Annotated in this window: 26 protein-coding genes; 11 read left to right on the plus strand and 15 right to left on the minus strand. The window is 65.1% G+C overall.

What is annotated here, in order from left to right; translation table 11 throughout:
• Positions 1-232: 232 nt before the first annotated feature.
• The 10 genes from ACFVJS_RS07980 to ACFVJS_RS08025 all read right to left on the minus strand — a co-directional run bounded on the left by ACFVJS_RS07980 (position 233) and on the right by ACFVJS_RS08025 (position 10,975).
• Positions 233-994, minus strand: a complete 762-nt coding sequence (locus ACFVJS_RS07980; protein ID WP_008362699.1) for a 1-acyl-sn-glycerol-3-phosphate acyltransferase — start codon at positions 992-994, stop codon at positions 233-235.
• Positions 995-1,023: 29 nt separating this feature from the next.
• Positions 1,024-1,695: a PaaI family thioesterase gene (locus ACFVJS_RS07985; RefSeq protein WP_008362700.1), complete on the minus strand. Its 672-nt coding sequence runs from the start codon at positions 1,693-1,695 to the stop codon at positions 1,024-1,026.
• Positions 1,696-1,750: 55 nt separating this feature from the next.
• Entirely contained in the window at positions 1,751-3,382 is a 1,632-nt protein-coding gene (locus ACFVJS_RS07990; protein ID WP_008362701.1) for a long-chain fatty acid--CoA ligase, read from the minus strand.
• Positions 3,383-3,460: 78 nt separating this feature from the next.
• Positions 3,461-4,528: a BtrH N-terminal domain-containing protein gene (locus tag ACFVJS_RS07995; protein ID WP_008362703.1), complete on the minus strand. Its 1,068-nt coding sequence runs from the start codon at positions 4,526-4,528 to the stop codon at positions 3,461-3,463.
• A 52-nt stretch (positions 4,529-4,580) separates the two neighbouring features.
• The gene (locus tag ACFVJS_RS08000; RefSeq protein WP_008362705.1) at positions 4,581-5,414 is read right to left on the minus strand and encodes an SDR family oxidoreductase; all 834 of its coding nucleotides are present in this window, start codon (positions 5,412-5,414) and stop codon (positions 4,581-4,583) included.
• Complete coding sequence (locus ACFVJS_RS08005; protein ID WP_008362707.1) at positions 5,411-6,943, minus strand: aldehyde dehydrogenase family protein; 1,533 nt, start codon at positions 6,941-6,943, stop codon at positions 5,411-5,413. The genes ACFVJS_RS08000 and ACFVJS_RS08005 overlap by 4 nt, the downstream gene beginning before the upstream one ends.
• Positions 6,940-7,665, minus strand: a complete 726-nt coding sequence (locus ACFVJS_RS08010) for a transglutaminase family protein (protein WP_008362709.1) — start codon at positions 7,663-7,665, stop codon at positions 6,940-6,942. Before ACFVJS_RS08010 ends, ACFVJS_RS08005 begins: the two co-directional genes overlap by 4 nt.
• Before the next feature lie 368 nt (positions 7,666-8,033).
• Positions 8,034-9,248, minus strand: a complete 1,215-nt coding sequence (locus tag ACFVJS_RS08015) for an NAD(P)/FAD-dependent oxidoreductase (protein WP_040756905.1) — start codon at positions 9,246-9,248, stop codon at positions 8,034-8,036.
• Positions 9,245-10,633 (minus strand): cytochrome P450, encoded by a 1,389-nt coding sequence (locus tag ACFVJS_RS08020; RefSeq protein ID WP_040756998.1) that lies wholly within the window; start codon positions 10,631-10,633, stop codon positions 9,245-9,247. The genes ACFVJS_RS08015 and ACFVJS_RS08020 overlap by 4 nt, the downstream gene beginning before the upstream one ends.
• A gap of 21 nt (positions 10,634-10,654) precedes the next feature.
• Positions 10,655-10,975, minus strand: a complete 321-nt coding sequence (locus ACFVJS_RS08025) for a 2Fe-2S iron-sulfur cluster-binding protein (protein ID WP_040756907.1) — start codon at positions 10,973-10,975, stop codon at positions 10,655-10,657.
• Positions 10,976-11,089: 114 nt separating this feature from the next.
• Between ACFVJS_RS08025 and ACFVJS_RS08030 the strand changes: the two genes are divergently transcribed.
• Positions 11,090-12,109 (plus strand): helix-turn-helix domain-containing protein, encoded by a 1,020-nt coding sequence (locus ACFVJS_RS08030; protein ID WP_378878377.1) that lies wholly within the window; start codon positions 11,090-11,092, stop codon positions 12,107-12,109.
• A 257-nt stretch (positions 12,110-12,366) separates the two neighbouring features.
• On the opposite strand, the gene ACFVJS_RS08035 is transcribed toward ACFVJS_RS08030, so the two are convergent.
• Positions 12,367-12,999, minus strand: a complete 633-nt coding sequence (locus ACFVJS_RS08035) for a TetR/AcrR family transcriptional regulator (protein ID WP_008362719.1) — start codon at positions 12,997-12,999, stop codon at positions 12,367-12,369.
• Positions 13,000-13,100: 101 nt separating this feature from the next.
• Here ACFVJS_RS08035 and ACFVJS_RS08040 point away from each other — a divergent pair, with 101 nt between their 5' ends.
• From ACFVJS_RS08040 to ACFVJS_RS08055, 4 genes are all read left to right on the plus strand, one after another.
• Positions 13,101-14,786 carry an MMPL family transporter gene (locus ACFVJS_RS08040; RefSeq protein WP_378878378.1) on the plus strand — a complete coding sequence of 562 codons (1,686 nt, stop codon included), beginning with the start codon at positions 13,101-13,103 and terminating at the stop codon, positions 14,784-14,786.
• Positions 14,787-14,874: 88 nt separating this feature from the next.
• A complete protein-coding gene (locus ACFVJS_RS08045; RefSeq protein WP_378878379.1) occupies positions 14,875-16,143 on the plus strand; it encodes an MMPL family transporter in 1,269 nt (422 codons plus the stop codon).
• Between the two features lie 34 nt (positions 16,144-16,177).
• Positions 16,178-16,798 carry a TetR/AcrR family transcriptional regulator gene (locus ACFVJS_RS08050; protein ID WP_170225267.1) on the plus strand — a complete coding sequence of 207 codons (621 nt, stop codon included), beginning with the start codon at positions 16,178-16,180 and terminating at the stop codon, positions 16,796-16,798.
• Between the two features lie 13 nt (positions 16,799-16,811).
• Positions 16,812-17,288 (plus strand): PaaI family thioesterase, encoded by a 477-nt coding sequence (locus ACFVJS_RS08055; protein WP_008362722.1) that lies wholly within the window; start codon positions 16,812-16,814, stop codon positions 17,286-17,288.
• 221 nt (positions 17,289-17,509) lie between these two features.
• Here the strand turns inward: ACFVJS_RS08055 and ACFVJS_RS08060 are convergent, their stop codons facing one another.
• The 4 genes from ACFVJS_RS08060 to ACFVJS_RS08075 form a co-directional block, all read right to left on the minus strand.
• Entirely contained in the window at positions 17,510-19,711 is a 2,202-nt protein-coding gene (locus ACFVJS_RS08060) for an MMPL family transporter (protein ID WP_008362723.1), read from the minus strand.
• Positions 19,712-19,792: 81 nt separating this feature from the next.
• Positions 19,793-20,644, minus strand: a complete 852-nt coding sequence (locus ACFVJS_RS08065; RefSeq protein ID WP_008362724.1) for a sulfite exporter TauE/SafE family protein — start codon at positions 20,642-20,644, stop codon at positions 19,793-19,795.
• 1 nt (position 20,645) lies between these two features.
• Positions 20,646-22,139 (minus strand): rhodanese-like domain-containing protein, encoded by a 1,494-nt coding sequence (locus tag ACFVJS_RS08070; protein WP_008362725.1) that lies wholly within the window; start codon positions 22,137-22,139, stop codon positions 20,646-20,648.
• A gap of 8 nt (positions 22,140-22,147) precedes the next feature.
• Positions 22,148-22,450, minus strand: coding sequence for a rhodanese-like domain-containing protein (locus ACFVJS_RS08075; RefSeq protein ID WP_008362726.1), 303 nt, complete (start codon positions 22,448-22,450; stop codon positions 22,148-22,150).
• A 160-nt stretch (positions 22,451-22,610) separates the two neighbouring features.
• On the opposite strand from ACFVJS_RS08075, the gene ACFVJS_RS08080 reads away from it, so the two are divergent.
• The 6 genes from ACFVJS_RS08080 to ACFVJS_RS08105 form a co-directional block, all read left to right on the plus strand.
• Positions 22,611-23,015: a DUF302 domain-containing protein gene (locus ACFVJS_RS08080; protein ID WP_008362729.1), complete on the plus strand. Its 405-nt coding sequence runs from the start codon at positions 22,611-22,613 to the stop codon at positions 23,013-23,015.
• Complete coding sequence (locus tag ACFVJS_RS08085; protein ID WP_008362732.1) at positions 23,015-23,281, plus strand: metal-sensitive transcriptional regulator; 267 nt, start codon at positions 23,015-23,017, stop codon at positions 23,279-23,281. The genes ACFVJS_RS08080 and ACFVJS_RS08085 overlap by 1 nt, the downstream gene beginning before the upstream one ends.
• Positions 23,282-23,526: 245 nt before the next feature.
• Positions 23,527-23,778, plus strand: a complete 252-nt coding sequence (locus ACFVJS_RS08090) for a DUF2892 domain-containing protein (protein WP_008362733.1) — start codon at positions 23,527-23,529, stop codon at positions 23,776-23,778.
• Positions 23,775-24,551 carry a sigma-70 family RNA polymerase sigma factor gene (locus ACFVJS_RS08095; RefSeq protein ID WP_008362735.1) on the plus strand — a complete coding sequence of 259 codons (777 nt, stop codon included), beginning with the start codon at positions 23,775-23,777 and terminating at the stop codon, positions 24,549-24,551. The genes ACFVJS_RS08090 and ACFVJS_RS08095 overlap by 4 nt, the downstream gene beginning before the upstream one ends.
• A 132-nt stretch (positions 24,552-24,683) precedes the next feature.
• Positions 24,684-25,490 (plus strand): GntR family transcriptional regulator, encoded by an 807-nt coding sequence (locus ACFVJS_RS08100; protein ID WP_246088255.1) that lies wholly within the window; start codon positions 24,684-24,686, stop codon positions 25,488-25,490.
• Positions 25,491-25,589: 99 nt separating this feature from the next.
• Positions 25,590-26,209, plus strand: a 620-nt coding sequence (locus ACFVJS_RS08105; protein WP_378878380.1) for a cbb3-type cytochrome c oxidase subunit I, incomplete at its 3' end; no start/stop codon positions are given.

Consider the following 26,209-nt stretch of genomic DNA (forward strand, 5'->3'; position numbering starts at 1 on the left):
CGATCCGAAGACCACCGCCGCCGACGCCAAGCACGACTCGCCCAATTGACCCTGATCGACTGCGAGACCATCATGACCCCAACCTTCACCCGGGCGTCCTAACCCAACTGTCACCATTACGTGCAGCAGTCCCGAAGGGCCTGATGTACCGGCCCGAGGTCCGGCTGCAGCTCAAACGCGTGTTCTTCCTCCCCGCGTTCGCCGCCCTGGAGGACCCAACCAGTCGGGCCTACTACGGACCGCTCTGTGACGCATCTAGGCATCGCAGTTGCTGGCGGGCGAAGTCGTCGCGTGACCGCTTGTGATCGTCACCACCCACGTGCAAGTCGAGCGACGGAGACAGACCGGTGCCGCGCCCGTCCGACAATTGCTCCAACATTCGGGCAAGCGTGTCGGCCAGCCGACGTGTTCCTGCGCTGACCGCTTCAGGCTCAAGTCCTTGCTCTCTGAGATCGGTAAGGTCCAGCGGACGACCGACGTTGATACTGACGGTCGTCCGCTTGAACAGCCTCGGGCGCCGGCTATAGGCGGGCAGGATCTCTTGAGCGCCTCGTTGCACCACCGGAATCAACGGTGCTCCTGACTCGAGTGCCAGCCGCACCGCTCCTGTCTTGAGATCCATCATGCGGCCGTCGGGGTCTCTCGTAATCGATCCTTCGGGATAGATGACAAGAAGCGCACCGCCGCGGAGAGATGTCAAGGCGGCGCCGAATCCGTCCGCGCCACGAGAACGGTCAACCTCCACATGCCCGGCGGCACGGAACCACCACCCCACGATGCGCTCGCCGAACAGACTGCTCTTGGCAAGGAATGCCGGAGTCCTTCCGTTCGCGAGCACCATCTCGGCAATGAGCAGCGGGTCAACATGGGAAACGTGGTTCACGGCGAGCACCACGCCGCCGCTGGATGGGATCTGTTCAACGCCATGCCAGTCCCGACGGCGCACCAAGACCAACGCCGGCTTGCAGACCAAGAACGCGATCCACCACGCCACGCCCCACCCAGGTAGAAACGCAGGTAACCTCACTGGACCTCCACCGATGGCTGGCTGTGCACGTAGGACACCGCTACTGAACTGGGCACGTTGCTCGGACCTCTCGGATCTCTCATCTGCAGGTCGCATTCGCCGGGGCTCATTCCTTGTCCAGCGTTCGCGGCGAAATGTTCAGCACCGACGACCACGAAGGTGGCCTCGGCGGATCCGACCCCCCGTCCATTGTCGTCCCGCGCCTCGGCGTGGAGCAGCAGCCGTCGTCCTTCCCGTTGGGCCACGTTGGCGCAGAAGGTGTACGGCTGGCGCAACCGGAACGGTGCTCGGTACTCGACGGTAAGGCTGCGAGTGACGGCGAGCGATCCGACCGTGTAGAGCACGAACCCAAACAAGTCGTCGAACGCGAGTGCGACCGCTCCTCCATGCGCGATACCTGGGGCTCCTACATGCGCCTCGTCGAAGCAGTGGACTGCTTCGACTCCCGACGCGGTGCGGACCGCACGCAGATGCAGGCCGGCCGGATTATCCGGCCCGCATCCGGCGCAATCCGGCGAGTGCGGGGGCAGCGTCTGGCCGATCCCCACCGGGCGCTGACCGGCGAGGTGCGCCGCCCAGCGAGAGATCACTCCCCCCTCGCGGGATACGTCGCCTTCGCTACCGCCAACGGGCGTCATCTGGTTGCTGTGCTTCCCAATCGCCGTCATCCGTGTCACTTCTCTATTCGTCGGGCTTCGAGTTGTCCGAGTGAAGCGATACTTCTCAGACTTCGATGACGGCCAGTTCGCCGTCGGCATGCAGTGCGCGTAGGCGCTTCTTGTCGAATTTCCCGACCGACGTCTTCGGTACCTCGGCGACGAAGCTCCAGCGCTCCGGCAGCCACCACCTGGCAACCTTGTCCTCGAGGAAGTCACGAAGCTGGGCCGGTGTGAGTTCCCTGCCCTCGCGTACGGCGATGACGGCCAGTGGCCGCTCCTGCCACTTCGCGTCCGGAACCCCCACCACGGAGGCTTCCAGAACGTCGGGGTGACCGGCGAGGTGCAACTCAAGCTCAACCGAAGAGATCCACTCCCCTCCGGACTTGATCACGTCCTTGGTGCGGTCGGTCAACGTGACGAAGCTGCGTGAGTTGATGCGCCCGACGTCGCCGGTGCGCAACCACCCGTCGTGGAACCTCTCTCCGTCGTCCTCCTCCCGGTAGTAGGCGCCGCTGATCCAGGGCCCGCGCACCTGCAACTCCCCCACCGCCGCGCCATCGTTGGGCAGCACTCGGCCCGCATCGTCGACGATCCTCAATTCCACTCCAGCGACCGGACGCCCCTGGGTGGCACGCAGTTGCCACTGCTCGGACGGGTCGAGCGATGCGGGCGGACGGGCGACGGCGGCCAGCGGAGAGGTCTCAGTCATCCCCCATGCTTGGACGATCTGCACGCCGTACTTCTCTTGGAATGTCTTCATGAGGTGCAGGGGCACCGCAGAGCCACCGCAGGCGACAAGACCGAGCGAGGACACATCGTGGCTTGGGTTGGACTCCAGAAAGTTCAAGACGTCGTTCCAGATCGTCGGGACTGCTCCGGCGATCGTGGGTCGCTCAGCACCGATCAGGCGCACGAGCGGTTCGGCCTGTAGGAAACGCTCGGGCATGAGTAGGTCGGCACCGGCCATGAAGGCGGAATAGACCAGGCCCCAAGCGTTGGCGTGGAACATGGGCACGATCGCGAGGATGCGGTCACCGGCGCCGATACCGAGGCCGTCTGCGAGACAGGCGGCCATGGAGTGCAGGTAGGTCGACCGGTGACTGTAGGCGACTCCTTTGGGATTGCCGGTGGTCCCGGACGTGTAGCACATGGCCGCCGCCGTGCCTTCATCGAGCTCGGGCCAGTCGAAGGCCTCGGGCTGACCCGAGATGAAATCCTCGTATCTCACGACCGTGACGTCCTTGCTGCGTAGCGGAGTGAGATCGACGTCGCCCGTCACCACGACGGTGTGCACGCTGGTGATCTGCGGTAACACCGGAGCCAGGAGGGGTACGAGACTGCCATCGGCGATGATCACTCGATCTTCGGCGTGGTTGCCGATGTAGGTGATCTGCTCCGCGGCGAGGCGCAAGTTCAGGGTGTGGAGCACCGCGCCCATCGAGGGCACCGCCAAGTACGCCTCCACGTGTTCTTGGTTGTTCCACATGAAGGTGGCGACCCGATCATCGCCAGTGATTCCGCAGCCTCGCAACGCGTGAGCCAACTGCGCAGCCCTACGGCCGACCTCGGCGAAGGTGCCGACCTTTACGGTTCCATCGGGTTGCAGCGTCCGCACCGTTGCAGACCCGTGCACGCCTGCGCCGTGACGCATGATTGCTGTGGTCGTCAACGGGACGTTCATCATCGTGCTCTGCATAAGGTTCCTTCACTCGTGTGTGGATCCGCACGGACAGTTGTTCCGAGATAGCCGACCTTCGAACGTCAATGGCGATGATCAGCCATCTGCCGCCGCCAAGGAGGTTGCGGCAGACTCCAGGGACTCGACGAGACGCAACTCCAACTCCGGTAGCCGGCTGGCTATCAGGACCACGTCGTCAATCCGCGAACGTGGGTGGGTGTCGCGCTTGACCGCAGCGCGGGCGGCTTCTGTCCAGCCCTGTGCGCAACGGGCAGCTTCGGTCGCAGCCTCAGCGGTCGCCTGGTCGCCGGTCAGACGTGCGACTTCTGCGCAGCCATCTGCGAGCAGTCGCCGAAAGAGCCCGCCGCCGGTGCCTGCCTTCTCGATGAAGGCACCCAGGCTGAACAACAAGAGTCCGAGTTCGTCGTCGGGAAGTTCCGCCCAGGTCGCGATGTCGTCAGCGAACAGAGCAACCGCCTTCAGGCCTTCGGCACCGACCGCGGCTGTGGCGGGGCCGGCAATGCTGTGTTGTGACGGATCGCGCATGTTGCCGGCACACTGGATGAACGCGCCCGCGGCGGCTTCCTCGATGGCGGGCAGGGACGGCGGCCAGGTGATGCGGTACGTGCAGTGACGCGTGGGTTGTGGGAATGCCGTTGAGGACCGTGCCCGGGCCAAGGCGTCCAAAGGCACCTTCTGCACCTCGGCGCGGTCGTTGTCCACGACGTAGGCGAGTTGTTCGTCTTCGTCGTAGCCGATGACGACGATGTCGTGACGGCTCATCTGCAGCTGGACACGGAGGTACGGAAGTTCGGCGATGTCTCCCCAAATCAGGCTGGGTCGACCGGCGTCGAGTTCGTTACGGACCCACGACCATCCCTCGGCGGGATCGTCGGTGGTAAGGACCTGCACGACACCGCCCAGTCGCGTCGGTAGATCGATTTCGAAGTCAGCACCTCGCCCCACCAGGTACAGCGGGGGGAAGAGTTCGCTCGACCGGAGGAACGAGAGCCCTAGAGCGCCGCCGAGCGTGAAGACCAGGCCCTCATTGGGCGGTCCATCCCATCCCAGACCGTGCCAGTGCAGCAGATCGCGCATCGCACCGGAGCCGCAGTGTCCCCCCAGTCGATGGGGGTAGTCCTGGATGAAGGCATTGACGGGCATGTGGCGTCCTTCTCTTTGTGCTCTTCGTGCCGAATGGTTCTGGAGTTGGGGGTCAGTTGTTCCGAATGCGGTCGAGGTACGTCTGGCGGGCGACCATGTCGACGTCGTCGAGGAAGACCGAGTCCGTGCCCAGGACAGAGCCGAGCGCGGACGCCACCCGTCCGGGCACGAACTTCATCGCTGCGACCATGCCGCCGGCGAGGCGAGTGACCCGTACGAAGGGACGGGGATGCTCGATCAGCTCGGCTGTCGCGCGAGCAATCTCTTCGGGTTCGGCGTTGCGCAGCCCCTTGGCTCCGGCCGTGCCGGCGACGAGCTCGGTGTTGGTGAATGTCGGTCGCACGGTGGACAGTTGGATCCCGGACTTGCGGTACTCCTGCCGTGCTGCCTCGGTGAATCCGATGACTGCGAACTTGGTGGCGCAGTAGGTAGCCAGGCCAGGCACGGGCAGTTCCCCGGCCAGCGATGCGGTGTTGATGATGTGTCCGGCCCGCCGCGGCAGCATCCGCTGGAGGGCGAGCTTGGTCCCGAAGATCACTCCGAGGAGGTTGATCTCCACCTGTCGCCGGGTGACGGCGTCGTCCTCCTCGTGAGCGTGTCCGGTGGGCATGATGCCCGCGTTGTTGACCAGCACATCGAGGGGGCCAAGCTGTTCCTCGACCATGTCGAGGAACGCCCGGAACGAGTCGGGGTGGGTGACGTCGAGATGGCCCACAACAGAGATACCGAGCTCGTCCGCCGCTTTCTTGATACGGGCCTCGTCGATGTCGCCGATGGCAACGCGGTGGCCGCGTTCGGTCAGTTCCTTCGCCGTCTGGTAGCCGATGCCACGGGCTCCTCCAGTGATCGCGATCGTCTTGGCGGGGAAGGAAGTGGCGTGCGTCATCTGCGGTGCTCCTTGTTCTGGCCGAGGCGTTGACTCAGGCCGCGTCCGGCTGCTGCGCGCAGCATCTTCGCGGCGATGGCCGTACGCCAGGCGGAGTACGGGTACCACGTGAGCTCTCTTGCCCGGACTGGAAGTCGTGGCTCGGTGACCGCGCGGACGCGGCAGTACTTGTGCAGCCCGTCGGCTCCTCCGAGCCGGGCGCCCATCCCGGAGGCCTTCCAGCCACTGTGAGGCAACGTCATCGCGAAGAGGTTGCTGAAGACATCGTTGATGTTGACCGCGCCGACCTCCAGGCGCCGTGCAACACGGCGGGCGCGAGCACGATCACGAGTCCACACGGTCGCCGACAATCCGTACGTCGAGTCGTTGGCCAGTCGGATGGCCTCTTCTTCGTCGGCGACGCACATCACCGGGATCGTGGGTCCGAAGGTCTCCTCGGTCATGCAGGACATCGTGTGATCCACGTCGACAAGGACCGTTGGCGTGTAGTAGTTCCCGGCCGCACCCCGCTTGCCGCCGGCCACTACCTTCGCTCCCGCGGCCACCGCCTCGCTGACGTGGCGATCCGCGATGTCAACTTGTCTCGCGGTGACCATCGCACCAACATCGTTGCCGGCATCCGCCCCCTGGGTCAGGGACTGCACGCGCTGTGTCAGGCGGGCCACGAATTCCTCGTAGACCGCAGCAACGACATACACGCGTTCGACGGAGATGCAGACTTGCCCTGCGTTGAAAAGGCCACCCCAGGCGACGCCCTCGACCGCTCGAGCGAGATCGGCGTCCTCCAGCACGATCGCCGGATCCTTGCCGCCCAGCTCCAGACTCACCGGTTTCAACTGCTCAGCACAGCGGAGGGCGACCTGGCGCCCTGTCGCTGTCGAGCCCGTGAACTGGACGAAGTCGGCGGCATCCACCACTGCGGCACCAGTGTCGCCGGCTCCTGTGACATGTGCGAGAACGGGTGGCGCGCCGATCTCGCGCCAGCCGTCGATGACCCGCGCGCAGGTCAGCGGTGTCTCTTCTGAGGGCTTCGCCAGTACCGCGCAACCGGCAGCCAGTGCGGGGGCTGCGTCCATGAGGAACAGGGTGATCGGGAAGTTCCACGGGGTGATCAGACCGACGAGTGGGTAGGGCTGGTAGGTCTTGGACAGTCGTTTCGGCAGGCTGAGTAGACCCGCGGTCTTGACCCGTTCGTCGGCGAGGAACTCCTCGGCATGGTCGGCGTAGTAGGTGATGAACTCGCACGAGGCGGTCGTCTCTACGAGCGCGTCCGGACGAACCTTGCCTGTCTCGGCCTGCAGCAGGTCGGTGAGCTCATCGGAGTGCGTGAGGATCCAGTCGCGCCAGAGGCGCAGCCACTTGGAGCGCTGCCGCGGACCAGCCTCGGCCCATGCACGTTGGGCCAGCCGGAGCTGCGTGGCGCGGCGGTTCACAGCGTCACGGTCGTCAACGGACACGGTTCCCACCAGCTGACCGTCGGACGGGTTGCGCACCTCGAGTGCGCTATTTGAGGTCGTTGTGGTGGTCATTGATCCTCCTGAGGCGAAGTGGACCGGCGTGAGGATCCACCGGGTTTGACCTGGCTGGCGGGCTTTGCGGTGAAGGCGTCGTCGATCGCCTGCGGCGAGGCCTCGACCATCGATCCATAGGTGTTCCGAAGCTCGGTCAGGATCGCGGCCAGGGGAAGGTCGTCATAGACGCCGCGCTCGCGGACGTACTCCATGTGCTGGGTTCCGTCCCCAGTGAAAGCGTGCATGAGCGCGTCGTGCTCGCCGTCGAATTCCACAGGTGGAACGCCGAAACGAGCGCATAGTTCGACGTTGAATGCCGGGGTGGCCTTGAGCCATCTCCCGTCGATGTGGAGACTGCTGTATCCGTGATAGACGAACAGGTCGGTGCCGCCCATGAGCTTTCGCAGTGATTCGGTCTGCAGATGGTTGCGCACATCAGCGAACCCCAACCGCGCTGGAATTCCCGCTGCACGGCACACTGCGGTCAAGAGGACCGCTTTCGGGACGCAATAGGCACGGCCCGCTTGGAGGACGAAACTCGCGCGGTAGTTGGCGGGGTCGGCCGAAACGGTGTAGGGGTCGTACCAGACTTGGTCCCGGACGGCAGCGAAGAGGCGCCTCGCCTTTTCCCTGTCGCCGGACGCGTCACCAACGGTGGCCTCGGTGAAGGCGCGGATGTCTTCGTGCTCGATGTCGAGGAACTCAGTCGCCTCAAGGAACGACGCCGGACTGCAGCTCATCCTCGCTCCAAGGTCATCGGATACTCGTCCGCGAGAACCGGTAGCGAGGCGTTGTCCCATCGCTTGTTCTTGGCCCGGGTGAGACTGGTCCGAATCGGGAGCAGTCCATGACGTGGCCAAGAGACGGGAGCCTGACAGTTTCCTGAACCGACTTGAGACCGGAGCCTGCCCGAACTGGTGCGAGGTCGCGGACTGGCAACTGGTCTCGGACCGCGCGCAGGGCTCTGTCTGCCCGAACGCGATAGGCAGGTCGTCATTGAATGTCCTCTCGACGATAGGTCCACTCTTCGTTGCCATGGGATTCGCGGTTGGCCCGGAGCCCTCCGCTCCAGCACGCCCGGCTCGCGACGAGCCCGGATCGCACGGCATTACGCACCCGCGTCACTCACAGCCGAAGTCAGCTCGGCTCGCCCAACGCCCCGAGACGCCTGCGTCAGAAGCCGCTTGCTGACGACGAAGTCACGGGGACGGTTGACACAATCCGCAGCGATTAGCTCGCCTTGACGAAGGTAGAAGCAGGTGAAGTCACGGTCCAGTTTCGGGTCACCGCTGAGGACGACTTCGTCGAACCCGGTGTTGAGCCCAGCGATCTGGAGCTTGACGTCGTACTGATCCGACCAGAACCATGGAAGAGCAGCGATCTCCTTGGACTTTCCAGAGATCGTCGCTGCGGCCACTTTGGCCTGCTCCCCCGCGCTTGGAACGCATTCCAGGCGGACCCGACCGCCGTAGGAGGCCATGTATCGACTCGTGCAGTCACCGGCCGCAACGATGTTCCGGTCACTTGTCCGAGCACGGTCGTCAATCACAATACCGTTGTCGACCTCCAAGCCGGCTGATGCGGCGAGCTCGGTGTTCGGCTCGACACCGATGCCAACGATCACGAGGTCTGCAGGGACGGCCTCGCCATTGGACAGGAGCACTTCGCGGACCTTGGTTTCACCGGTGAAGGCCTCGACGAGGGCTCCGGTTCGAATGCTCACACCCTCCTCTTGGTGGACCCGTTGGAAGAACGCTGAGACCTCGGGAGCGGTGACTCTTTCGAGAACACGCTCGGTCGCCTCGAGCACGGTGACGTCCAGCCCCAAGGCGCGCAGCGAGGCTGCCACCTCGAGCCCTATGTACCCCCCGCCAACGATCACGGCCACGCTTCCTGGTTGGGCGGCTGCTCGGATCAGGTCCACGTCCATGGCGGTGCGCAGGTAGCAAACACCGGAAAGATGGGCACCTGGGACGAGCAACCGTCGCGGACGCGCGCCGGTGCACAACGCGAGATGGTCGTAGGCCAGCGACTGGCCGCTGCTCAGCGTCAGGTGGCCAGCAGAGCGGTCGATCGCCTCGACCCTCGCATCGAGAAGGCTAATCTTCCGCTTGTCGTAGAACTCCGCACTGCGAATTTCCAGCTCTTCGAAGGCGCTCTTCCCAGCCAGATAGGCCTTCGACAGTGGTGGGCGTTGATAGGGCACTGGCGACTCATCGCCCACCAGGACAATCTCGCCGTCCCAGCCTTCCTGGCGCAGGCTGGCCGCGAGTTGCGCGCCGGCATGGCTTGCTCCGACAATCACCGTTCTCAGTGCGGTCATGCGCTGCTTTTTGGGGTCAGTCGGACCATCAATTTGCTGATACCCCGCACGAAGTTGGACTGCACGTATTCCGGCTCACCCACGACTTCGATGTTCTCGAAGCGCGGGAGCAGCTCCTCCCAGAGAATGCGCAGTTGCAACTCGGCCAGCCGGTTGCCCATGCAACGGTGGACACCGAATCCGAAGGCGATATGGTTGCGTGCGTTTGGCCGGTCGATGATCAGCTCATCTGGCCGATCGAACACCGTCTCGTCGCGATTACCAGACGCGTACCACATGACGACTTTGTCGCCCTTGCGGATGAACTGGCCGTTCAGGATGGTATCGGTCTTCGCGACCCTGCGCATGTAGGCGAGCGGCGTCTGCCAGCGGATGATCTCCGACACCATGTTGGGGATCAGGTCGGGGTTGGCCTTTAGCTTCTCGAACTGGTCCGGGAACTGGTTGAGCGCTAGAACCCCGCCACTCATCGAGTTCCGGGTGGTGTCGTTGCCGCCGACGATCAACAGCACCAGGTTCCCGAGGAACTCCATGGGGCGGTCGATCAGATCCTTGGTGTTGTCGTCACTCTGCAGCATGGTGATCAGATCGAAGCCGGGTTCCTCCCCGGCAGCAGTCCTGGCCGCCTTGTCATGCCAGAGCGCGCTGAGACCTCGCGCCATGTCGCGCATTCCATGGAAGACTTCGTCGTTGTCCGAGGGGCCACCGTTGGCCTGCTCCATCGACGACGCAAGGTCTGACCAGTAGGTGAGCTTTTGACGCTGCTCGTACGGGAAGTCCAGCAAGGTGGCGAGCATGCGGCCCGTCAGCTCGATTGATACTCGCTGCACCCAGTTGAAGGGCTCACCCACAGGAAGATCGTCCAGCACCTCGCGGACACGTGTCCTGATGAGGCCCTCCATCTCGCGCAGGTTCTTCGGCGCGACAACGCCTTGGACCGCCTGTCGCTGCAGGTCGTGACGCGGAGGATCCATCGCGATGAACATCTCGATGTCGAGGAATCGAGGTGGAACACCGATGACGATCAAAGGTTCGGCCGAGAAGACTTCATGGTTCTTGTCAACGGCGATGATGTCGGCGTGACGAGTGACCGACCAGAACGGGCCGAACGGGCTGTTGGGCTGATAATGGATCGGGGCCTCGTTGCGCAGGCGCTCGAAGTAGGATTGCCATCGACCCTGCCGATACAGGAAGGGATTGCTGACGTCGATGTCCGCGAGCTCCACCTCGTCGACCGGCGGGATAGGACGTTCTACGAACATCCTGTCGCCGTTCGCACCTCTCACCCATCTCATGGTCTTGTCGTAGAGATGCGCGCCCTGAATCTGGCGCTCCATCGGGATGGAGGATTGAACTTTGGCCGTGATTGCCTCAGGAATCTTCATCATTTCAACCCGTTCTCGTCGTCACATCTGAAATTCGGGAAGCCGGACGCTCAGCCCGTCCCACACGTCGGAGACCACCATCTGGCAAGACAGCCGGGAGGTCGGTTCACGCTCAGGGTTCATCGCGAGCATCTCCTCCTCATCGGCGCCGGGCGGCCCGACACATTCGGACCACTGCGGATCAACGATGACGTGACAGGTCCCGCACGCAGCTTCTCCACCGCAGTCACCGTCGATGCCAGGCACCGCGTTGTTCGTCGCGACCTGCATCAACGACTGCCCTTCCTCAACGGGCACCGCGTGCGTCTTCCCGTCGTGTGACACAAACCTAACCACTGTCATGATCAACTCTCCTGGTGCTGTTGTGGGCCGCAAAGCCTTGGACAAACTCTTGTCGCGGATGCGCCCTGTGGCTATGGTCACACGAGTCAGAAAGTTGTGATTTCGGCTCAAGGAGTGTCTTTGAACGGCAGCGACGCGGGCGTGCCCTACACGGCTTTCGCACAGCTGCTCGAGAGCCAAACTCTCGACGCAGAGGCAGCCGCACGGTTCCGCGCCATCATGGTTCGCGAGGGAGCCGACGAGACGACCCTGCTGCAACTCGGCGGCCAGGCACCGGCTCGATGGTTCCGGGAGGTGTACCCCAACCTGGACGCCGATCAAGCGACCCACCTCGGCCATGCGTTCGCAGATCAGGCCCAGCTGACCTCATTCGGCCCATTGAGTCTTCCCTTGATCAGTGCGGGCTCGGTCGCTGAGGTCATGGAACTGCTCACGTATCTTCCCTTGATTACGACGGCCGTCAGTACGCGGTTCCATCCGAATGACGACGGCCTTGCGGTCGGGCTCACAGGTCAGACGGGCGATCCGGACCTGGACTGCCTGGTCGTCACCTACTGTGGTTCCGCGCTCCTGCGGTTGATCCGAATGCTCGCTGGCGACGTGTCAACCGTCAGGCTGCACACCAGTTGGCCGGCGCCCGCCTCCACGACCCAGCATGAGGACGCGCTGGGAAGACACCTGGTTTTCAACGCGCCCATGACGTTCCTGTATGTGCCCACGGAGGTCCTGAACGAGGTCTGCCGGTTCTCCGACCCCGTTGCATACCGACACGCGATCGCCGATCTGTCGAAATCCCTTGAGCACCGGATCGGACCGGCGTCATACGCGACCAAGGTAAGACTGTCGATAGAAGAGGGCCCCGGACTAAAAACCTGTCAGTCGGTCGCAAACGAACTGTCAATCTCGACCAGCACTCTCAAGCGACGTCTCCTCAACGAGGGCACCACGTTCCGAGAGATACTCGAATCGTCGTTGCTGGAGCGGGCCTCGCTAAAGCTGCTCGACCGATCCTTGTCGGTCAGCGAGATAGCTGTTGAACTCGGTTTCAGCGACCTGACCAACTTCTCACATGCCTTCAAGCGATGGACTGGCCAGTCTCCAAGCCACTTCCGACAAGAATGCCTGAGGTGGTGACGGTTCCGCACTGAATCACCAGACCTGATGCAGCCGCAGTCCGCCGGTTCCGCAGAGCCAGGTGGTCTAGGTGGGCTCCTGCATGGCAGCACAGGCATTGAGACCTCGGCGAGCGACCCAATCTTGGGGTGTCCTCTCAGCGGGCACATCAACTAGTCCCAGGTCGGGTCAGACTGAGCGGTGGGGGCGGCAGGGAGCCGAGGAACGAGGTCGTGATCGCGCTACCCCCGGGCATGCACTCAGAGGCCATCTCACCATCAGGCCTGAGCGTCAGTCGCGCTAGCAGGGCAATCAGTGGTGCGTGGTTCCTTTTGGCCGCCAAGCCCTTGCATCAGAACGCCGAGAACTCGTTTCGCAACCTGTTCTGCAGAGGGGCGGCTGTCTTCAACTGCGTGATACAGACCGGCGACTGTGATGGCCCCAAAGATCGCCAGGGATGCCTCTTCTGGGTGGGGCTGCACGTGTAGCGATCCGTCGGCGGCGCCTTCGGCAAGGAGTTGTTCGATGGGACGGCGGAATGCTTCTTGGAGGGCGTGAGCGAGCGCAGGAAGTCTGGTGGCTCGGCCGAGGTCACCAACGAGCGCCCGACATGCGGCGGGCTGGTCGAGCATCACGGCGATCTGGGCTTGGACCGCAGCTTCGAGGCGGACGCGGGCGCTTCCGGTGGCCCCAACAGCTGCCGCTACCTCGCCAGCAATTGCCTCGAGCATGTCGGTGAGGAGGAAGGCGAGGATCTCATCCTTACCGGTGAAGTAGTAATAGAGGGTTGCGCGAGGGATGCCGGAGGCAGCCGCGATTTCGTCCATCTTGGCCTCGGCGACTCCGCGCTCGGCGATCAGTTCCGCGGCTCCGTAGAGCTTGCTTGCGATGGAGGCAGGCAGTTGCCGCATCTCCACACACCTTTCCGGACGAGTGACACTGCGTATTCGGAGGGTATCGACAGCAGCCTCAGCCTATGTTGTACTGCGAGTACAAACTCAAGATACAAGTCATGGAGGCATCCGTGGATGCTGGGGCGCCGGGTCGTCTGGCCCGTTTGTGCACGGCGGGAATCCGTTTCCCGCGTCTGGTCGTCGTCGGCTGGTTGGTCGCGGCTGCAGCGGTCACTCTCGGCCTGCCGTCGCTGCCGTCGGTGGTCGAGCGCAGCAGTGCGGCCTTTCTGCCCGAGGACGCGCCGACGTTGACCGCGTTGCACGACATGGACGAGGCGTTCGGCTCGGGGCGCACCGAGTCATTTGCCTACATCGTGTTCCGCAACGAGAACGGCCTGAGCGCGGCTGACACGCTTGCGTATCGCGACCTGGTTCGCACCCTGGGTGCGAACCAGGAGCGGGTCTCCGAAGTGCAGCACTTCGTCGGCAACAAGGACGCGCGGCGACACTTGGTCAGCAAGGACGGCCAGGCGGCCTACCTGGTGGCCGGGCTGACCAGTGGCATCGGATCGCCGGACTCCGAACAGGACATCCACTGGCTGCGAGAACGGGTCGCCGACCTGTCTTTGCCCCGTGGCAGCAGCGCGTATGTGACCGGGGACCCAGCGATGATCACCGACCTGACCACCGAGGTGAACGAGGCCTCGGTACGGATCACGGTGGTCTCCGGGCTGCTGCTGGTCATCATCTTGTTGATCATCTACCGCCGCGTCACCACTGTACTGGTTTCCCTGGTATCGATCGGGGTGGCACTGGCGTGCGCGCGGGGAGTGCTGGCATGGGCCGGGATGCAAGGAATGTCGCTGTCGACCTACACCGACGCGTTCGTAACCGCCATCGTGCTCGGCGCTGGCACTGACTACTGCGTGTTCTTGATCAGCAGATTCCGCGAGGCATACGGGCGCGGAGTCGACGCGCTGCCGGCCGTCGAGGAGGCAGCCACCAGAGTAGGACCGGCGTTGGTGGCGTCCGCCGGAACGGTCATCCTCGCCGCGATATGTCTGGGATTCACCAAGCTGGCCATCTTCTCCACCACCGGACCGCCGATGGCGATCTGCGTCGCGGTCACCGTTGCGGTGAGTCTGACCTTCACGCCCGCGCTGATGGTCTGGTTCGGCCCCAGGATCGGGCCGGCGCGCACGCCAGCACCGACGTCGGCGTGGTCACGCGTCGGCCGCCTCGTGGCGCGCCGACCGGTCCGGGTGCTTGTTGCCGGTACCGCCGTGTTGGTTGTGCTTGCCGCGTTCCTTCCGACGATGGTGATCTCCTACGACCAGCGGAACTCCCAGCCGCCCGACACGCCGAGCAACAAGGGGTTGGCGGTGCTGGAGGACCACTTCCCTCGCAACGAGACCCTCCCGGACTACCTGCTGCTGGAGTCCACACATGACATGCGCAATTCGAAGGATCTGGCAGTCCTCAACGAGGTCAGCCGAGCCGTGGCCAAGGTCGATGGTGTTTCCAGCGTCCGGAGCATCACCCAGCCGGCAGGTGAGCCACTAGAACCAGCGTCGATCGCGCGACAGCTCAAGCGCCTCGCCACCGGGCTGGGTCGGGCCAGCGATGGCTTGGAGGAGGGTCAGCCCGATCTCGAACGCCTCTCCTCGGGCAGCGCCCAGCTAGCCGACGCGATCAGCCGGGTGGGCCGACGGCGCCGGCCGCGCCCAAGGCGGCGCCGACCGACTTGCGAACGGAACCAGCGATCTCGCCAACGGTCTCGGCCGCGCTACCGAGGGCACGCGTGACGCAGCGCACGGCGCCCGCCAGTTGCAGACCGGCGCTGCCGCCTTGGCCACAGGCATCCAAACCGCTCACGACCAAGTCACCGTGGTCGTGAGTAGCATCGGCCTGATCGTCCAGGCACTCGACCGCGACCTGCTGTGCACCACAGACCCGATCTGCCGCAGGTCCAGGGAAGGACTTGCCGACATCCACCGCGGCATGAAGGATGAACTCCTCCCAGGACTGCAGGAGGCAGCCAACGGAGCGAACTTGATCGCCCGCAAACAAGGAAGCCTCGCCGATGGCCTCAACGATCTCGCCTCCGGGTTGAGCCAGGCCGAGCGGGGTGCCGACCGGATCACCGAAGGACAGCGCCTTCTGCGCGCGCGTCTAGGGCAGATGGCGGACGGCACCTCCCAGATCGCTGAGAACGCCGAGGCCTTTGCGCCGGGGATCAAGGACCTCATCCGCCAGACCAAGGAACTCGCCCAGAACCTGGAGACCTCTGAGTCCTACCTGCGCACGGTCAACCGTCAGGCCGACACACCAGAGGCTGGTGGCTTCTACCTGCCCGCGAGCGCCCTAGACGACCAGCGCTTCGCCTACGCCCGCAGCGTATTCCTGAGCCCCGATGGCCGCGTTGCCCGCATCCAGGTAACCGGTGACTCAGATCCTCTTAGCCCGGATGGGCTGCGCCGCTTCGAAGAATCCCAGGCAGCCGCTGAAAACGCGTTGAATCGGACACGTCTCGAAGGCGCAACCGTCAGCGGCACCGGGGCCGCTGGACTCGGCGCCGACCTGAACCGCTATCTGTACGAAGACGCGAAACTCGTGCTCGCGGCGGTGCTTCTGATCGTCCTGCTCCTCCTCATCATCGCCCTGCGCTCCCTGGCCGCGCCGCTATACCTGCTCGCCTCTGTAGCGCTATCCTGCGCCGCGGCCCTTGGCCTGACAACACTGGTCTTCCAAGGCATCCTTGGCCACGACATCCAGTTTGCCGTCCCAGTGATCACGTTCGTGCTGCTCGTCGCCGTTGGCGCCGACTACAACATCCTGCTCATGAGCCGAATGCGCGAGAACGGCACCACCCTGACTCGAGGCGCCGTTGCCGAAGCAGTGACCCTGACCGGCCCGGTGATCACATCCGCAGGAATCATCTTTGCGAGCACCTTCATCGCGCTGCTCACCTCTCCCGTGGTCACGCTTGTCGAGACTGGTTTCGCCGTCGCAGCCGGACTGCTGCTCGATACCTTCGTAGTCCGCAGCCTCATCGTTCCCGCCTGTGCCGCCCTGCTTGAGGACCACAACTGGTGGCCTGCCCGCCAGATCCGGAACCCTGGGCTTAAGGGAACACAGATCAGAAAAGCCAGCTCGGCCTAGTACATACGTTCATGCATGCATGTACGCTTCGGGCATGAAGGTAGCTACGCGACGACCGCGAAAACAAGCCGAACGCTCGGCCACCACCCGACGCGCGCTGTTGGACGCGACCATCGCCTGCCTTGCCGACCTGGGATATGCCGGCACCACCAGTGTCGCCGTGGCGGAGCGAGCCGGGCTGTCCCGCGGGGCCCAACTGCACCACTTCGGAACCCGTGACCAACTCGTGGTAGCCGCCGTCGAGCACTTAGCGCAAGAACGCATGCGCAGGGTGCGGACGGAGATGTCTCGGATCGCACCACAAGGGGCCCAACTCCAGAAGTTGACGACGGTCACCCAGGAACGCGAAGCGGCGTTGGGTTTGCTAGCTGAGGCCCTGTCCGGACCGTTGTACGCGGCCAGTCTCGAGCTCTGGGTGGCCGCGCGCTCAGACCCCGGCTTGCGTAAGGAGCTGGTCCCAGCCGAGGAGCGTGTCAACGCGGAGCTCGCTGAGATCTGTCGCACCTATATCAGCGACGACCCGATCGAAGTGCGCTTGACCTTGGACCTTGTCCTCGGACGGGGTGTCGCACGGCTGTTGACGCCACATCCCGATCGGCAAGCAGAACTGCTCACCGCCTGGGCACGCCTTCTGAACGGCAGCACCCGTGGCTGACCTTCAAGCACTCATGACTGCGTTGCAGCAAAGAATCGGCCCCCATCCAGATGGCGCGCACCTGCCGGCCCACCACGAGCAATGCCTGGGCTGCGGCGTTGACAACCCTCATGGCCATCACTTAAGCGTGCATCGCGAAGGCGATCTCGTGGTGGCCACCCACATCTTCGACGATCGCCACGTGGGCGCACCCGGCATCGCGCACGGCGGCGCGGTCGCCACCGTCCTTGACGACCTCTACGGCTTCCTGCTCTACCTGGTCGGAGAACCAGCTGTCACTCGCCAACTGGTGGTCGAATACCTCGCGCCGGTCCTGATCGGGACGACATACCGACTCGAGGCCCGGGTAGATCGGCGCGAGGGCCGTAAGCTGTTCGTGAACGCCAAGGTGACCGCACTCGACGGGCGAACCGCCGCCACATCGACGGCTGTGTTCGTTACAGTCGACGCCGAGCACTTCGCTCAGGCACGCCCGAGCTCCGCTATCTGAGGCGATCCACAACGCTAGCCAATGCCCCTGTGGCATGGCCAGGCTGGATGAGAAGACCCTCGCCCGCACTCGGCGCGTTGCACCACGCGGGCTATGAGCGGGGAGCGCACGAGGGCACCGCGGCGGTGACCAGCGGGCGGAAGGTACCGGGAGACGCCCGCCTGACTGTCGGTATATGACAATCGGATCCTTCGATCGGGTTCCTGCCCACGGATCCGCGGTCAGTCATGGGCGAAGGTGATGTTAGGCAGGATCTTCCGCAGCGAGGCGGGGGTGTACCAGGCGGCCTTGCCGGTAAGGCGAAGCATGACCGGTAGGAGGACGAGCCGGACGAGGAAGGCGTCGAGGAGGACGGCGAGGCCGAGGACGACGCCCATTTCTTTGGGCGGGATGGGGCCGGAGAGGGCGAAGGTGAAGAAGACCGCGACCATGACCGCGCCGGCGGCGAAGATGACCCGGCCGGAGTGGGCAAGTGAGCCGATCATGGCGTGCTTGGGGTCCCCGGAGCGCTCGTAGTGCTCCTTGGCCGAGGCGAGCAGGAACACGGTGTAGTCCATCGCGATGGCGAAGATCATGGCGAAGAAGAACACCGGCGCCCAGGCGTCGAGGAAGCCCTGTGGTTCGAAGCCGAGCAGGTCGGCGCCGTGTCCCTCCTGGAAGATCAGCCGGGCGACACCGAACGCCGCCGCGGTGGAGAGCAGGCTGGCGAGGGTGCCGAGTAGGGAGATGAGCGGGGCCTGCAGTGCGATGAGGAGCAGCATGAAGCCGAGGACGAGCACGACGCCGATGACCAGCGGGGTGGACTCGTCGAGCTGCGCCTTGAGATCGAGGTTCTCCACGGGGGCGCCCCCGAGGACGGCGGAGTCGGGGAGGTCTGCGCGGAGCCGGTCGACGGTGTCGCTGAGTGCGGGGTCGGAGGGGTCCACGGAGGGAACGGCCTGGATCAGCACCAGTCCACTGTCGTCGGCAGCCGGCATCGGAGGCATGGCAGCGGCGATGCCGGGGTCGTCCTTGAGTGCTGCGCTGGCGGCCGAGGCGTCGGTGTCGTCGGTGATGATCTGCAAAGTACCGGGGGCGCCGGTGCCGAAGGCGTCTTGGACCTGGCTGTAGCCGACTCGGGCAGAAGCGTCCTCGGGCAGCACCTTGATGGAGGGCATGGCGGTCTTCAGGCCGAGGATCGGGGCGGCGAGGGCGAGCAGGATGACCGTGGCGAGGAGGCCCCAGGCAACGGGGCGCTTCCAGAGTCGCTCGCCCCAGGCGGCGAATGCCGAGGAACGGTGCTCACCAGCGCGGGACCAGGGCAGTGCGAGCTTGTTGATTCGGTCGTCGAGGCCGAACAGCACCAGCGGCAGCAGGGTGAGGGTGGCGGCTAGGACGAAGACCACCGAGAGCATGATGCCGCCGGCCATGGAGCGGAAGGAGGGCGAGGGCACCAGCATGACCGCGGACAGCGAGACGAGGACGGTGAGGCCGGAGAGCAGCACGGCCTTGCCTGCGGTGTCCATGGTCTGGGCGATAGCCCACTGTCGGTCTTCGCGGGTGTCGGGGCGGCCGGCGGCGCGGTTAGCCTCGCGGCGTACGGCGCGGGCGGCGCGGTAGCGCACGACCAAGAAGAGGGCGTAGTCGATGCCCAGGGCGAGCGCGAACATCATTGCGAAGTTCATGGCCCAGATGGAGACGGGCACGAGCTCGTTGATCAGCACCAGGGAACCGGCCGAGGCGACAAGGCCGGCCAGGGTGAGGATCAGTGGGAGTCCGGCGGCCACGAGGGCGCCGAAGGCGAGTACCAAGATGGCCAGGGTGACCGGCCAGGACATGAACTCCGACTTCAGCATGGCGTCGAGGTTGGCCTCGTTGAAGTCGCTCCATAGCAGCGAGGACCCAGTTGGGTTGACCTCGACGGTGTCGGTGGAGAGGTTTTGAAGTTCGGCCTTGAGGTCGGTGGCGACGCGGACCATCTCGTTGGTGTCGGCGCCTGCGCCGGCCAGAACGATCGCGGTGGAGCCGTCCTGGGAGAGGGTGGCTCCCGGCGTGGGTGCGAGGACGTCGGCGATGCGCGGTTCGGCCTCGAGGATGTCGGTGACCTCGGCGAGGACCTGCTGGCCCTCACCTTCGGTGACCGGTCCGTCGGTGGAGCGGACTACGACCTGGATGGCGGATGAGGCGTTGCCGCCGAAGTGTTCTCGTGCGAGTTCGCGAGCCTGCACAGACTCTGAGCCGTTGGCCTGCCAGCCGGCACCGGAGAGGTTGTGCTCGACCTGAGGGGCGAAGGCGCCGAGGCCGACGATGGTCAACAGCCAGACCACGGTGACGAGTTTGGCGTGTTCGGTGACCCAGATCCCCAGACGTCCCAAGGGGCCGGCGGTGGTAGGTGGCGGGGTTGAGGGCCCGGCCGTGGGGCTGGAGGCCGTGGTGGTGCTCATGCAGGTTCCGTTCCGTGTGTGATGGACAAGCTTGGATACGTGAGACTTGGGATACGCGGACTTGAATGCGTGGGGCCGGGTTCAGGCGAGCGCGGGCAGCGCCTGGGTCGCGGTGTAGATGGCGACGCCGAGGACCAGGACGGTGAATGCCGCCTGGAGCCGGCCGGTGTCGACCCGGTCGGCCAGTCGTGCTCCGGCCACGGCTGCCGCCGCGGAGACCGCGGTCAAGACGATGACGGCCGTCCAGTCCGGCTGGACACCGGAACCGGATCGGACGGCGAGGGCGGCGGCGCTGGTGATGGTGATGACGACCAGCGAGGTGCCTGCGGCGTACTCGATGGGAAGCGCGAGCGCCAACAGGAGTGCTGGGACGACCAAGAAGCCGCCGCCGACGCCGAGGAACCCGGTCAGGGCGCCGACGATCGTGGCGGTGCCCAGTACCTTCAGCGCCCGGGGGCACTGGCAGGCGAAGGTCGGGCTGAACGTGATGATCGGGTCATCTAGGGCGGGGCGGGCGGCATGCCCCGCGGCACTGTCCTGACTGTCCTGGCTGCTCTGACTGTCCTGACCGTGACGTATCTGACGCCACGCCAGGATCACACCGACCAGCAGCATCAGGGCAGCGAAGGCGGCCAGCAAGAGATCCTCAGGGACGCGGGAAGATGCCGCCGCTCCCAGCACCGCTCCGCCGGTGGCGACCAGCCCGAAGACGAACCCGCGGCCGAGCAGCACGTTGCCTTCCCGGTGGGCAGCGGCGGCCCCGATCAGGGAGGTGAGGCCGACCACGACCAGCGATCCAGTGGTCGCCTGGGCGGGTGACTGGTCGAGCAGGTAGATCAGCACCGGTACGGCCAGGATCGATCCGCCACCTCCGAGCGCCCCCAAGGAGAGCCCGATGAGCGCACCGGCGGCTGCGGCGAGGAGCAGGGTCATCTCAGGCGTGGGACCCGTCGGGGTCTTCCCCGGGGGTGACCATGTGCAGGCCGACCTTTTCTGCGTTCTCGAATGAGTCGTGAATCGCGACCGGGGTGCGGTCTGCGGCAGCGATGAAGGAGGCAGCGATCGAGGAGCGGTAGCCGCTGGCACAGTGCACCCACACCTCACCGGCCGGTATCTCCTCGAGGCGGTAGGGCACCTCGTGGATCGGGATGTTGAGGGCCCCGGCGATCGCGGTTCCCTCGTGCTCATCGGTGCGGCGCACGTCGAGCACGACCACCTCGCGGTGATGGCGCACCTGCGCCAGGTCGGCGAAGGTGGCAGTGGGGAAGCTGCCGAGCTCTGCATCGGCCCAGTTCTGCGGACCGCCGGTGGCGTGGGCGGCCGGTCGGTCGATGCCGATACGAACCAGCTCGCGCTGAGCGGTGGCGACGTCCTCGGCGGTCTCCCCGAGCAGGGTCACCGGGGTGCCCCACTCGATGAGCCAGCCCAGATAGGTCGAGAAGGCGCCGTCGAGACCGAAGTTGAACGTGCCTGGGGCGTGCCCGGCAGCGAAGGCCTTGCGGTTGCGAAGGTCGAGGACCCACTCGCCCGCCTCGATACGGCGGCGCAGCTCTGTCGCATCGGCTTCTCGAATAGGGGAAAGGTCCGGTGCGTCTGGGCCGGCGGCGTTGGCGGGGCCCATGTGCACGTAGTAGGCCGGCCATGCACCCAGCCCGTCCAGCAGCTCGCGGACGTAGGTCTCCTCATCCTGAGTCAGCACGGGGTTGGACCGCTTCTCCTGTCCGATGGTGGAGGCGGTGGCGTCGGACTGGGTCGCGGAGCAGAACGAGCCGAACCCATGGGTCGGGTAGACCTCGGCGTCGTCGGGCAGCTCAGCGGCGAGCTTGTGGGCGGAGGCGTGCTGGTGGCGCACGAGCTCGCCTGTGTGCTCCTCACCGAGCAGGTCCGGTCTGCCGGTGGCGCCGTAAAGCAGGGAGCCACCGGTGAACACGGCGTACGGCTCCTCCCCGTCAGGCCCATCGAGAGAGAGGGCGTAGGAGAGGTGGGTGAAGGTGTGGCCGGGAGTGGCGATCGCCCGGACCCGCATCCGCGAGCCCACCTCGACGGCTTGACCATCGGTGATCGAGGTGCGGTCGAAGGAGACCTCGTCCTCGCCATTGACCAGATACGCCGCGCCGGTGGCCCGTGCGAGCGCCAGGCCGCCGGTGACGTAGTCGTTGTGGATGTGGGTCTCGAAGACGTGGGTCAGCCGGACCTCGTCGGCCTCCAGCACTTCCAGCACCCGGTCGATGTCGCGCTGCGGGTCGATGACGAGGGCGATCTCGCCGTCGTGCACGACGTAGGTGCGGTCGCCCAGGGAGGGGGTCTCCAGAGTGCGTACGGTCACGCCTGTGACCGGGCGCTGCTGCGCTTCCCCCGTCGCCGAAGCAGGGGCGACGGACTCGTTGTTCCCGGATGCAGTGTTCGTGATGTTCGAGGGCTCGTTCATGGTTCGCCTCACTTCTGGGTCGATCGCCCGGAGCGGATCCAGGCGCTGGTTCCGCCGGCGACGTTCGTCGCGTCGTAGCCGGCTGCGGTCAGAACCTCGGTCATCGCGCGGCTGCGGTTGCCCGAGGCGCACACCAAGTGCACTGGACGTTTGCGGTCGATCTCACCGAGCCGGGTCGTCAGCTGACTCATTGGGATGTTGACCGCGCCGGGGACGTGGCCACGGCGGTACTCGGCGGGCTCTCGCACGTCGATCAGGGTCGCGCCCTGCTCGAGGGCCGAGGCAAGGTGCTCGACGGTGGTCTCACGCATGAAAGGGAACTCCTTGGGCGAATCGGCTCGTGGCTGCCACTTCAATCTAACCCCCCGGGGGGTTACGATTCGAGCGTAACAGAACCCCCATGGGGGATGTACAGTTGATGGTGCAGACCACTCACCCATGCAGTGATCGGTACCCGGGAGGGAACGGCCCATGACGAAGTACACGCTCCAGATCACGGTGAACCACCCCTACGAGGAGGCGGTCGAGGCGGTGCGCGGCGAGCTTGCCGCCGCCGGGTTCGGCATCCTCACCGAGATTGACCTCAAGGCAACGCTGAAGGCCAAGCTCGACGTCGATGTCGCCCCGCAGGTCATCCTGGGCGCGTGTCGCCCCCAGCTGGCCCACCAGGCACTTCAAGCCGAACCGTCCATCGCCGCCCTGCTGCCCTGCAACGTGGTCGTGCGTGCCCTCGACGACACAACCACGGTCGTCGAGGCCTTCGACCCCGACGCGATGATGTCTATCGCCGGCCAGGCCGGCGACACACTCCGCACTGTCGCGACCGACGCACGGCAGCGCCTGACTGCGGCCCTGGCCGCCCTGGAGAACAACTGATGGACCTCGAACCCACCGAGATCAAAGCGATCATCACCCGAATGAAGCGCGCGAACGGACACCTCGCCAGCGTCATCCGGATGATGGAGGAAGGCTCCGACTGCGAGTCGGTGCTGACCCAGTTGGCCGCTGTCAACAAGGCCCTCTCCCGCGCCGGCTACGCCATCGTTGCCACCGGACTGCAGCAGTGCCTCGAACAGAGCGAGGAAGGGCTGGAGGACGTGGACGTCAAGAAGATGGAGAAGCTGTTCCTCGCCCTCGCCTGAGCAAGGCCGACGACCAACGTCGAGACCAGATGCCGGCCTCCGGCTCGAGCCACCAACAGCCGGTTCGATGACCTCCTCAACGACGGACGATGACTCAGCCGTTTGCACCGTCTCGACCATTTGAGGTCATCGGACTCGTTCGAGACCGACAGTCCGGCCGCGCTGGCCACTCGGGCCACGCGGTTTGTATCGATAAGCAGCCGTGCTGCGTCTACCGATACAAACCCACCACCATTGGAGGACTGATGAAACTCAACATGGGACGCGCAGACCGCTCCATCCGCCTGTTCGTCATCGCGCCGGTACTCGTTGTCGCGGGGATCATCCTTGGCCCGCTCGGTGCACTGTCACTCATCTTCTACGCGCTCGCGGCGGTCATGGCCGCAACCTCCGCGGTCGGCACCTGTCCGCTGTATCTGCCGTTCGGGATCCGCACCCTCGGCCGCGCAGGACGCTCGCCCTCGGCCCCCACCGCGGCGGGTGAATCTCGCCGTTGAGTTCAGACCTCCTCGACCAGCTGGTTGCGGAACTCCCGCGGCTTGGGGCCTACGCCTGGTCGGTCACCGGTGACCGTCACAGAGCCGAGGACCTGGCGCAGGAGACACTCGCCCGTGCTCTTGAACGTCGCGAGACCTACCGGCACGAAGCGCCTCTGGGAGCGTGGCTGCGCGGCATCCTCCACAACCTCGCCATCGATCAGGGGCGCCGCCAGCGGGAAACGCCCCGCGAGGACGTCGCAGCCTTGGCCGATGCGGCCTGGCGCGACGACAGCTGGACCGTGGACGCCGCGGTTGTGATCGAGCGCGCAGAGTCAGCCGACGAGCTGCGCGACGCATTGTTGGCCCTCCCCTTCATCTACCGGTCCGCGGTCGTGCTCCACGACATGGAAGGCCTCACCGTGCCCGTGATCGCCTCGATCCAGTCCATCTCCCTGGCTGCCGCCAAGCAACGTCTGCGTCGCGGACGGATGATGCTGGTCACCGCCTTGGCAGAGCTGAAGTCTCGCCCCCTGGATCAACTGCCGTTGCGCTGTTGGGACGCTCGCTCCCAAGTCAGCGCCTACATCGACAACGAACTCTCGGCCGCGAAACGCCCACGGCTAGAAGCGCACCTCGCCAGCTGCCCGACCTGCCCTCCGATCTACGCCAGCTTGGTCGGTGTCACCGCTGCCCTAGGCGCGCTCGCCGACGAGGCCGCACTAGGTTCGAACCAGGTCCAACGGGTCCGTGAAGCGCTGCAGCGGCAACGCAAGGATCGGGCCGACGCATGATCTGCCCCTGGGGTCTGGTTCGCGGACCCCTTGCAGAGGGAATACGGATGTACGTACATTTGCATCGACGGTACGTGGACCTTCCACCTAAGGCAGGGCCCACCATCACGAAGCTCCTGTGCAGGAGGCGACATGCGGGGAAATGGCGGCCAGCGGTCCACCGGCCCTGCCCGGGCTGTTGACCGCCAAAGCCCGATGCCGCTATGGGCTCAGGTCAAGGACGATGTCGAGCGACGCCTACGTCGAGGTGAGTTCAACGAGTCGTTCCCGGGTGAGATGGTGCTGGTCCAGGAGTACGCGGTCAGCCGACACACGGTGCGCGAGGCGCTTCGTCGGCTGCGTGAGAGCGGCCTTGTCGATGCCGCCCGTGGCCGAACACCGAAGGTCGCAAACACTGAGATCACTCAGCCCCAAGGCACCTTGTACAGCCTGTTCGCCTCCGTCGAAGCGTCAGGACGTCGCCAGCACAGCATCGTGCGCACACTCGACGCGCGCGCTGACGCGACCGTGGCCACCAGGCTCGGAGTCGAGGAATCAACGCCTCTGATCTACCTGGAACGGATTCGCCTTATCGATGAGGAACCGCTCGCGATGGACCGCGTGTGGCTGCCCGCTCGGCTGGCTGCGCCGCTGCTCGAAGCAGACCTCACCCAAACCTCCCTTTACGAGGCGCTCGACCGTCGGTGCAATCTTCGGCTGACCGGTGGCCGAGAAGAGGTCCGCGCTGTGGTGCCGACCTCGGCAGAGCGAGTCCTGCTCGGGATCCCCGATAACACCGCGGCACTCTCGATCGACCGGACCGGCGAACTGCGAGGGCAGCCCATCGAGTGGCGTCGGACCATCGTGCGAGGCGACCGCTTCAGCCTGGTCACCGACTTCACCCGCCCTGACCAAGTCTCGGTCACGGTTTCTGACCGCCGCCATTCCATGACCTCCTAATGCACGCCGACCTAATGCACGCCGACGAGATCAACACCAGCAAGCAGACGATCGACGGCATATACCTGCCATGCGCCTTCGACCGGTGAGGAGCTGAACATGACCACTACCACCCCTCGCACCAGCCAGGCGTTGAAACCCAAAACTCCGCGCACGCCGTTGGGCCGCCAACTGGTCCGCATACTCACGACCACGGATCACAAGCTGATCGGCAAGATGTACCTGGTCACGTCGTTCGTCTGGTTCCTCGGCGGCGGCGTGATGGCGCTGCTGATGCGTTCGGAGCTGGCGTTCCCGGGTCAGCAGGTCGTCAACGACGAGCTGTTCAACCAGCTGTTCACGATGCACGGCACGATCATGCTGCTGCTCTTCGCTACACCGCTGTTTATCGGCTTCGCCAACGTGATCATGCCGCTGCAGATCGGCGCGCCCGACGTCGCCTTCCCGCGGCTCAACATGTTCAGCTACTGGCTCTACCTCTTCGGTGGCCTGATCGCGGCCAGCGGCTTCCTCACCCCGACCGGCGCGGCCGACTTCGGCTGGTTCGCCTACACACCGCTCTCCAGCGCGCAATACTCGCCGGGCGTCGGTGGCGACCTGTGGATCATGGGCCTCTACATGAGCGGTCTGGGCACCATCCTCGGCTCGGTCAACTTCATCACCACGATCATCGCCATGCGCGCGCCGGGCATGACCATGTTCCGGATGCCGATCTTCAC

It is taken from the genome of Nocardioides sp. NPDC057772 (assembly GCF_042798075.1).
Lineage (GTDB): Bacteria > Actinomycetota > Actinomycetes > Propionibacteriales > Nocardioidaceae > Nocardioides.

What these genes read in the sequence shown, in the direction of transcription:
- ACFVJS_RS07985 (WP_008362700.1), bottom strand. Translation starts at nt 1,695, where the DNA reads ATGACGGCGATTGGGAAGCACAGCAACCAGATGACGCCCGTTGGCGGT.
- ACFVJS_RS07990 (WP_008362701.1), bottom strand. Translation starts at nt 3,382, where the DNA reads ATGCAGAGCACGATGATGAACGTCCCGTTGACGACCACAGCAATCATG.
- ACFVJS_RS07995 (WP_008362703.1), bottom strand. Translation starts at nt 4,528, where the DNA reads ATGCCCGTCAATGCCTTCATCCAGGACTACCCCCATCGACTGGGGGGA.
- ACFVJS_RS08000 (WP_008362705.1), bottom strand. Translation starts at nt 5,414, where the DNA reads ATGACGCACGCCACTTCCTTCCCCGCCAAGACGATCGCGATCACTGGA.
- ACFVJS_RS08005 (WP_008362707.1), bottom strand. Translation starts at nt 6,943, where the DNA reads ATGACCACCACAACGACCTCAAATAGCGCACTCGAGGTGCGCAACCCG.
- ACFVJS_RS08010 (WP_008362709.1), bottom strand. Translation starts at nt 7,665, where the DNA reads ATGAGCTGCAGTCCGGCGTCGTTCCTTGAGGCGACTGAGTTCCTCGAC.
- ACFVJS_RS08015 (WP_040756905.1), bottom strand. Translation starts at nt 9,248, where the DNA reads ATGACCGCACTGAGAACGGTGATTGTCGGAGCAAGCCATGCCGGCGCG.
- ACFVJS_RS08020 (WP_040756998.1), bottom strand. Translation starts at nt 10,633, where the DNA reads ATGAAGATTCCTGAGGCAATCACGGCCAAAGTTCAATCCTCCATCCCG.
- ACFVJS_RS08025 (WP_040756907.1), bottom strand. Translation starts at nt 10,975, where the DNA reads ATGACAGTGGTTAGGTTTGTGTCACACGACGGGAAGACGCACGCGGTG.
- ACFVJS_RS08035 (WP_008362719.1), bottom strand. Translation starts at nt 12,999, where the DNA reads ATGCGGCAACTGCCTGCCTCCATCGCAAGCAAGCTCTACGGAGCCGCG.
- ACFVJS_RS08040 (WP_378878378.1), top strand. Translation starts at nt 13,101, where the DNA reads ATGGAGGCATCCGTGGATGCTGGGGCGCCGGGTCGTCTGGCCCGTTTG.
- ACFVJS_RS08050 (WP_170225267.1), top strand. Translation starts at nt 16,178, where the DNA reads ATGAAGGTAGCTACGCGACGACCGCGAAAACAAGCCGAACGCTCGGCC.
- ACFVJS_RS08055 (WP_008362722.1), top strand. Translation starts at nt 16,812, where the DNA reads ATGACTGCGTTGCAGCAAAGAATCGGCCCCCATCCAGATGGCGCGCAC.
- ACFVJS_RS08060 (WP_008362723.1), bottom strand. Translation starts at nt 19,711, where the DNA reads ATGAGCACCACCACGGCCTCCAGCCCCACGGCCGGGCCCTCAACCCCG.
- ACFVJS_RS08065 (WP_008362724.1), bottom strand. Translation starts at nt 20,644, where the DNA reads ATGACCCTGCTCCTCGCCGCAGCCGCCGGTGCGCTCATCGGGCTCTCC.
- ACFVJS_RS08070 (WP_008362725.1), bottom strand. Translation starts at nt 22,139, where the DNA reads ATGAACGAGCCCTCGAACATCACGAACACTGCATCCGGGAACAACGAG.
- ACFVJS_RS08075 (WP_008362726.1), bottom strand. Translation starts at nt 22,450, where the DNA reads ATGCGTGAGACCACCGTCGAGCACCTTGCCTCGGCCCTCGAGCAGGGC.
- ACFVJS_RS08080 (WP_008362729.1), top strand. Translation starts at nt 22,611, where the DNA reads ATGACGAAGTACACGCTCCAGATCACGGTGAACCACCCCTACGAGGAG.
- ACFVJS_RS08085 (WP_008362732.1), top strand. Translation starts at nt 23,015, where the DNA reads ATGGACCTCGAACCCACCGAGATCAAAGCGATCATCACCCGAATGAAG.
- ACFVJS_RS08090 (WP_008362733.1), top strand. Translation starts at nt 23,527, where the DNA reads ATGAAACTCAACATGGGACGCGCAGACCGCTCCATCCGCCTGTTCGTC.
- ACFVJS_RS08100 (WP_246088255.1), top strand. Translation starts at nt 24,684, where the DNA reads ATGCGGGGAAATGGCGGCCAGCGGTCCACCGGCCCTGCCCGGGCTGTT.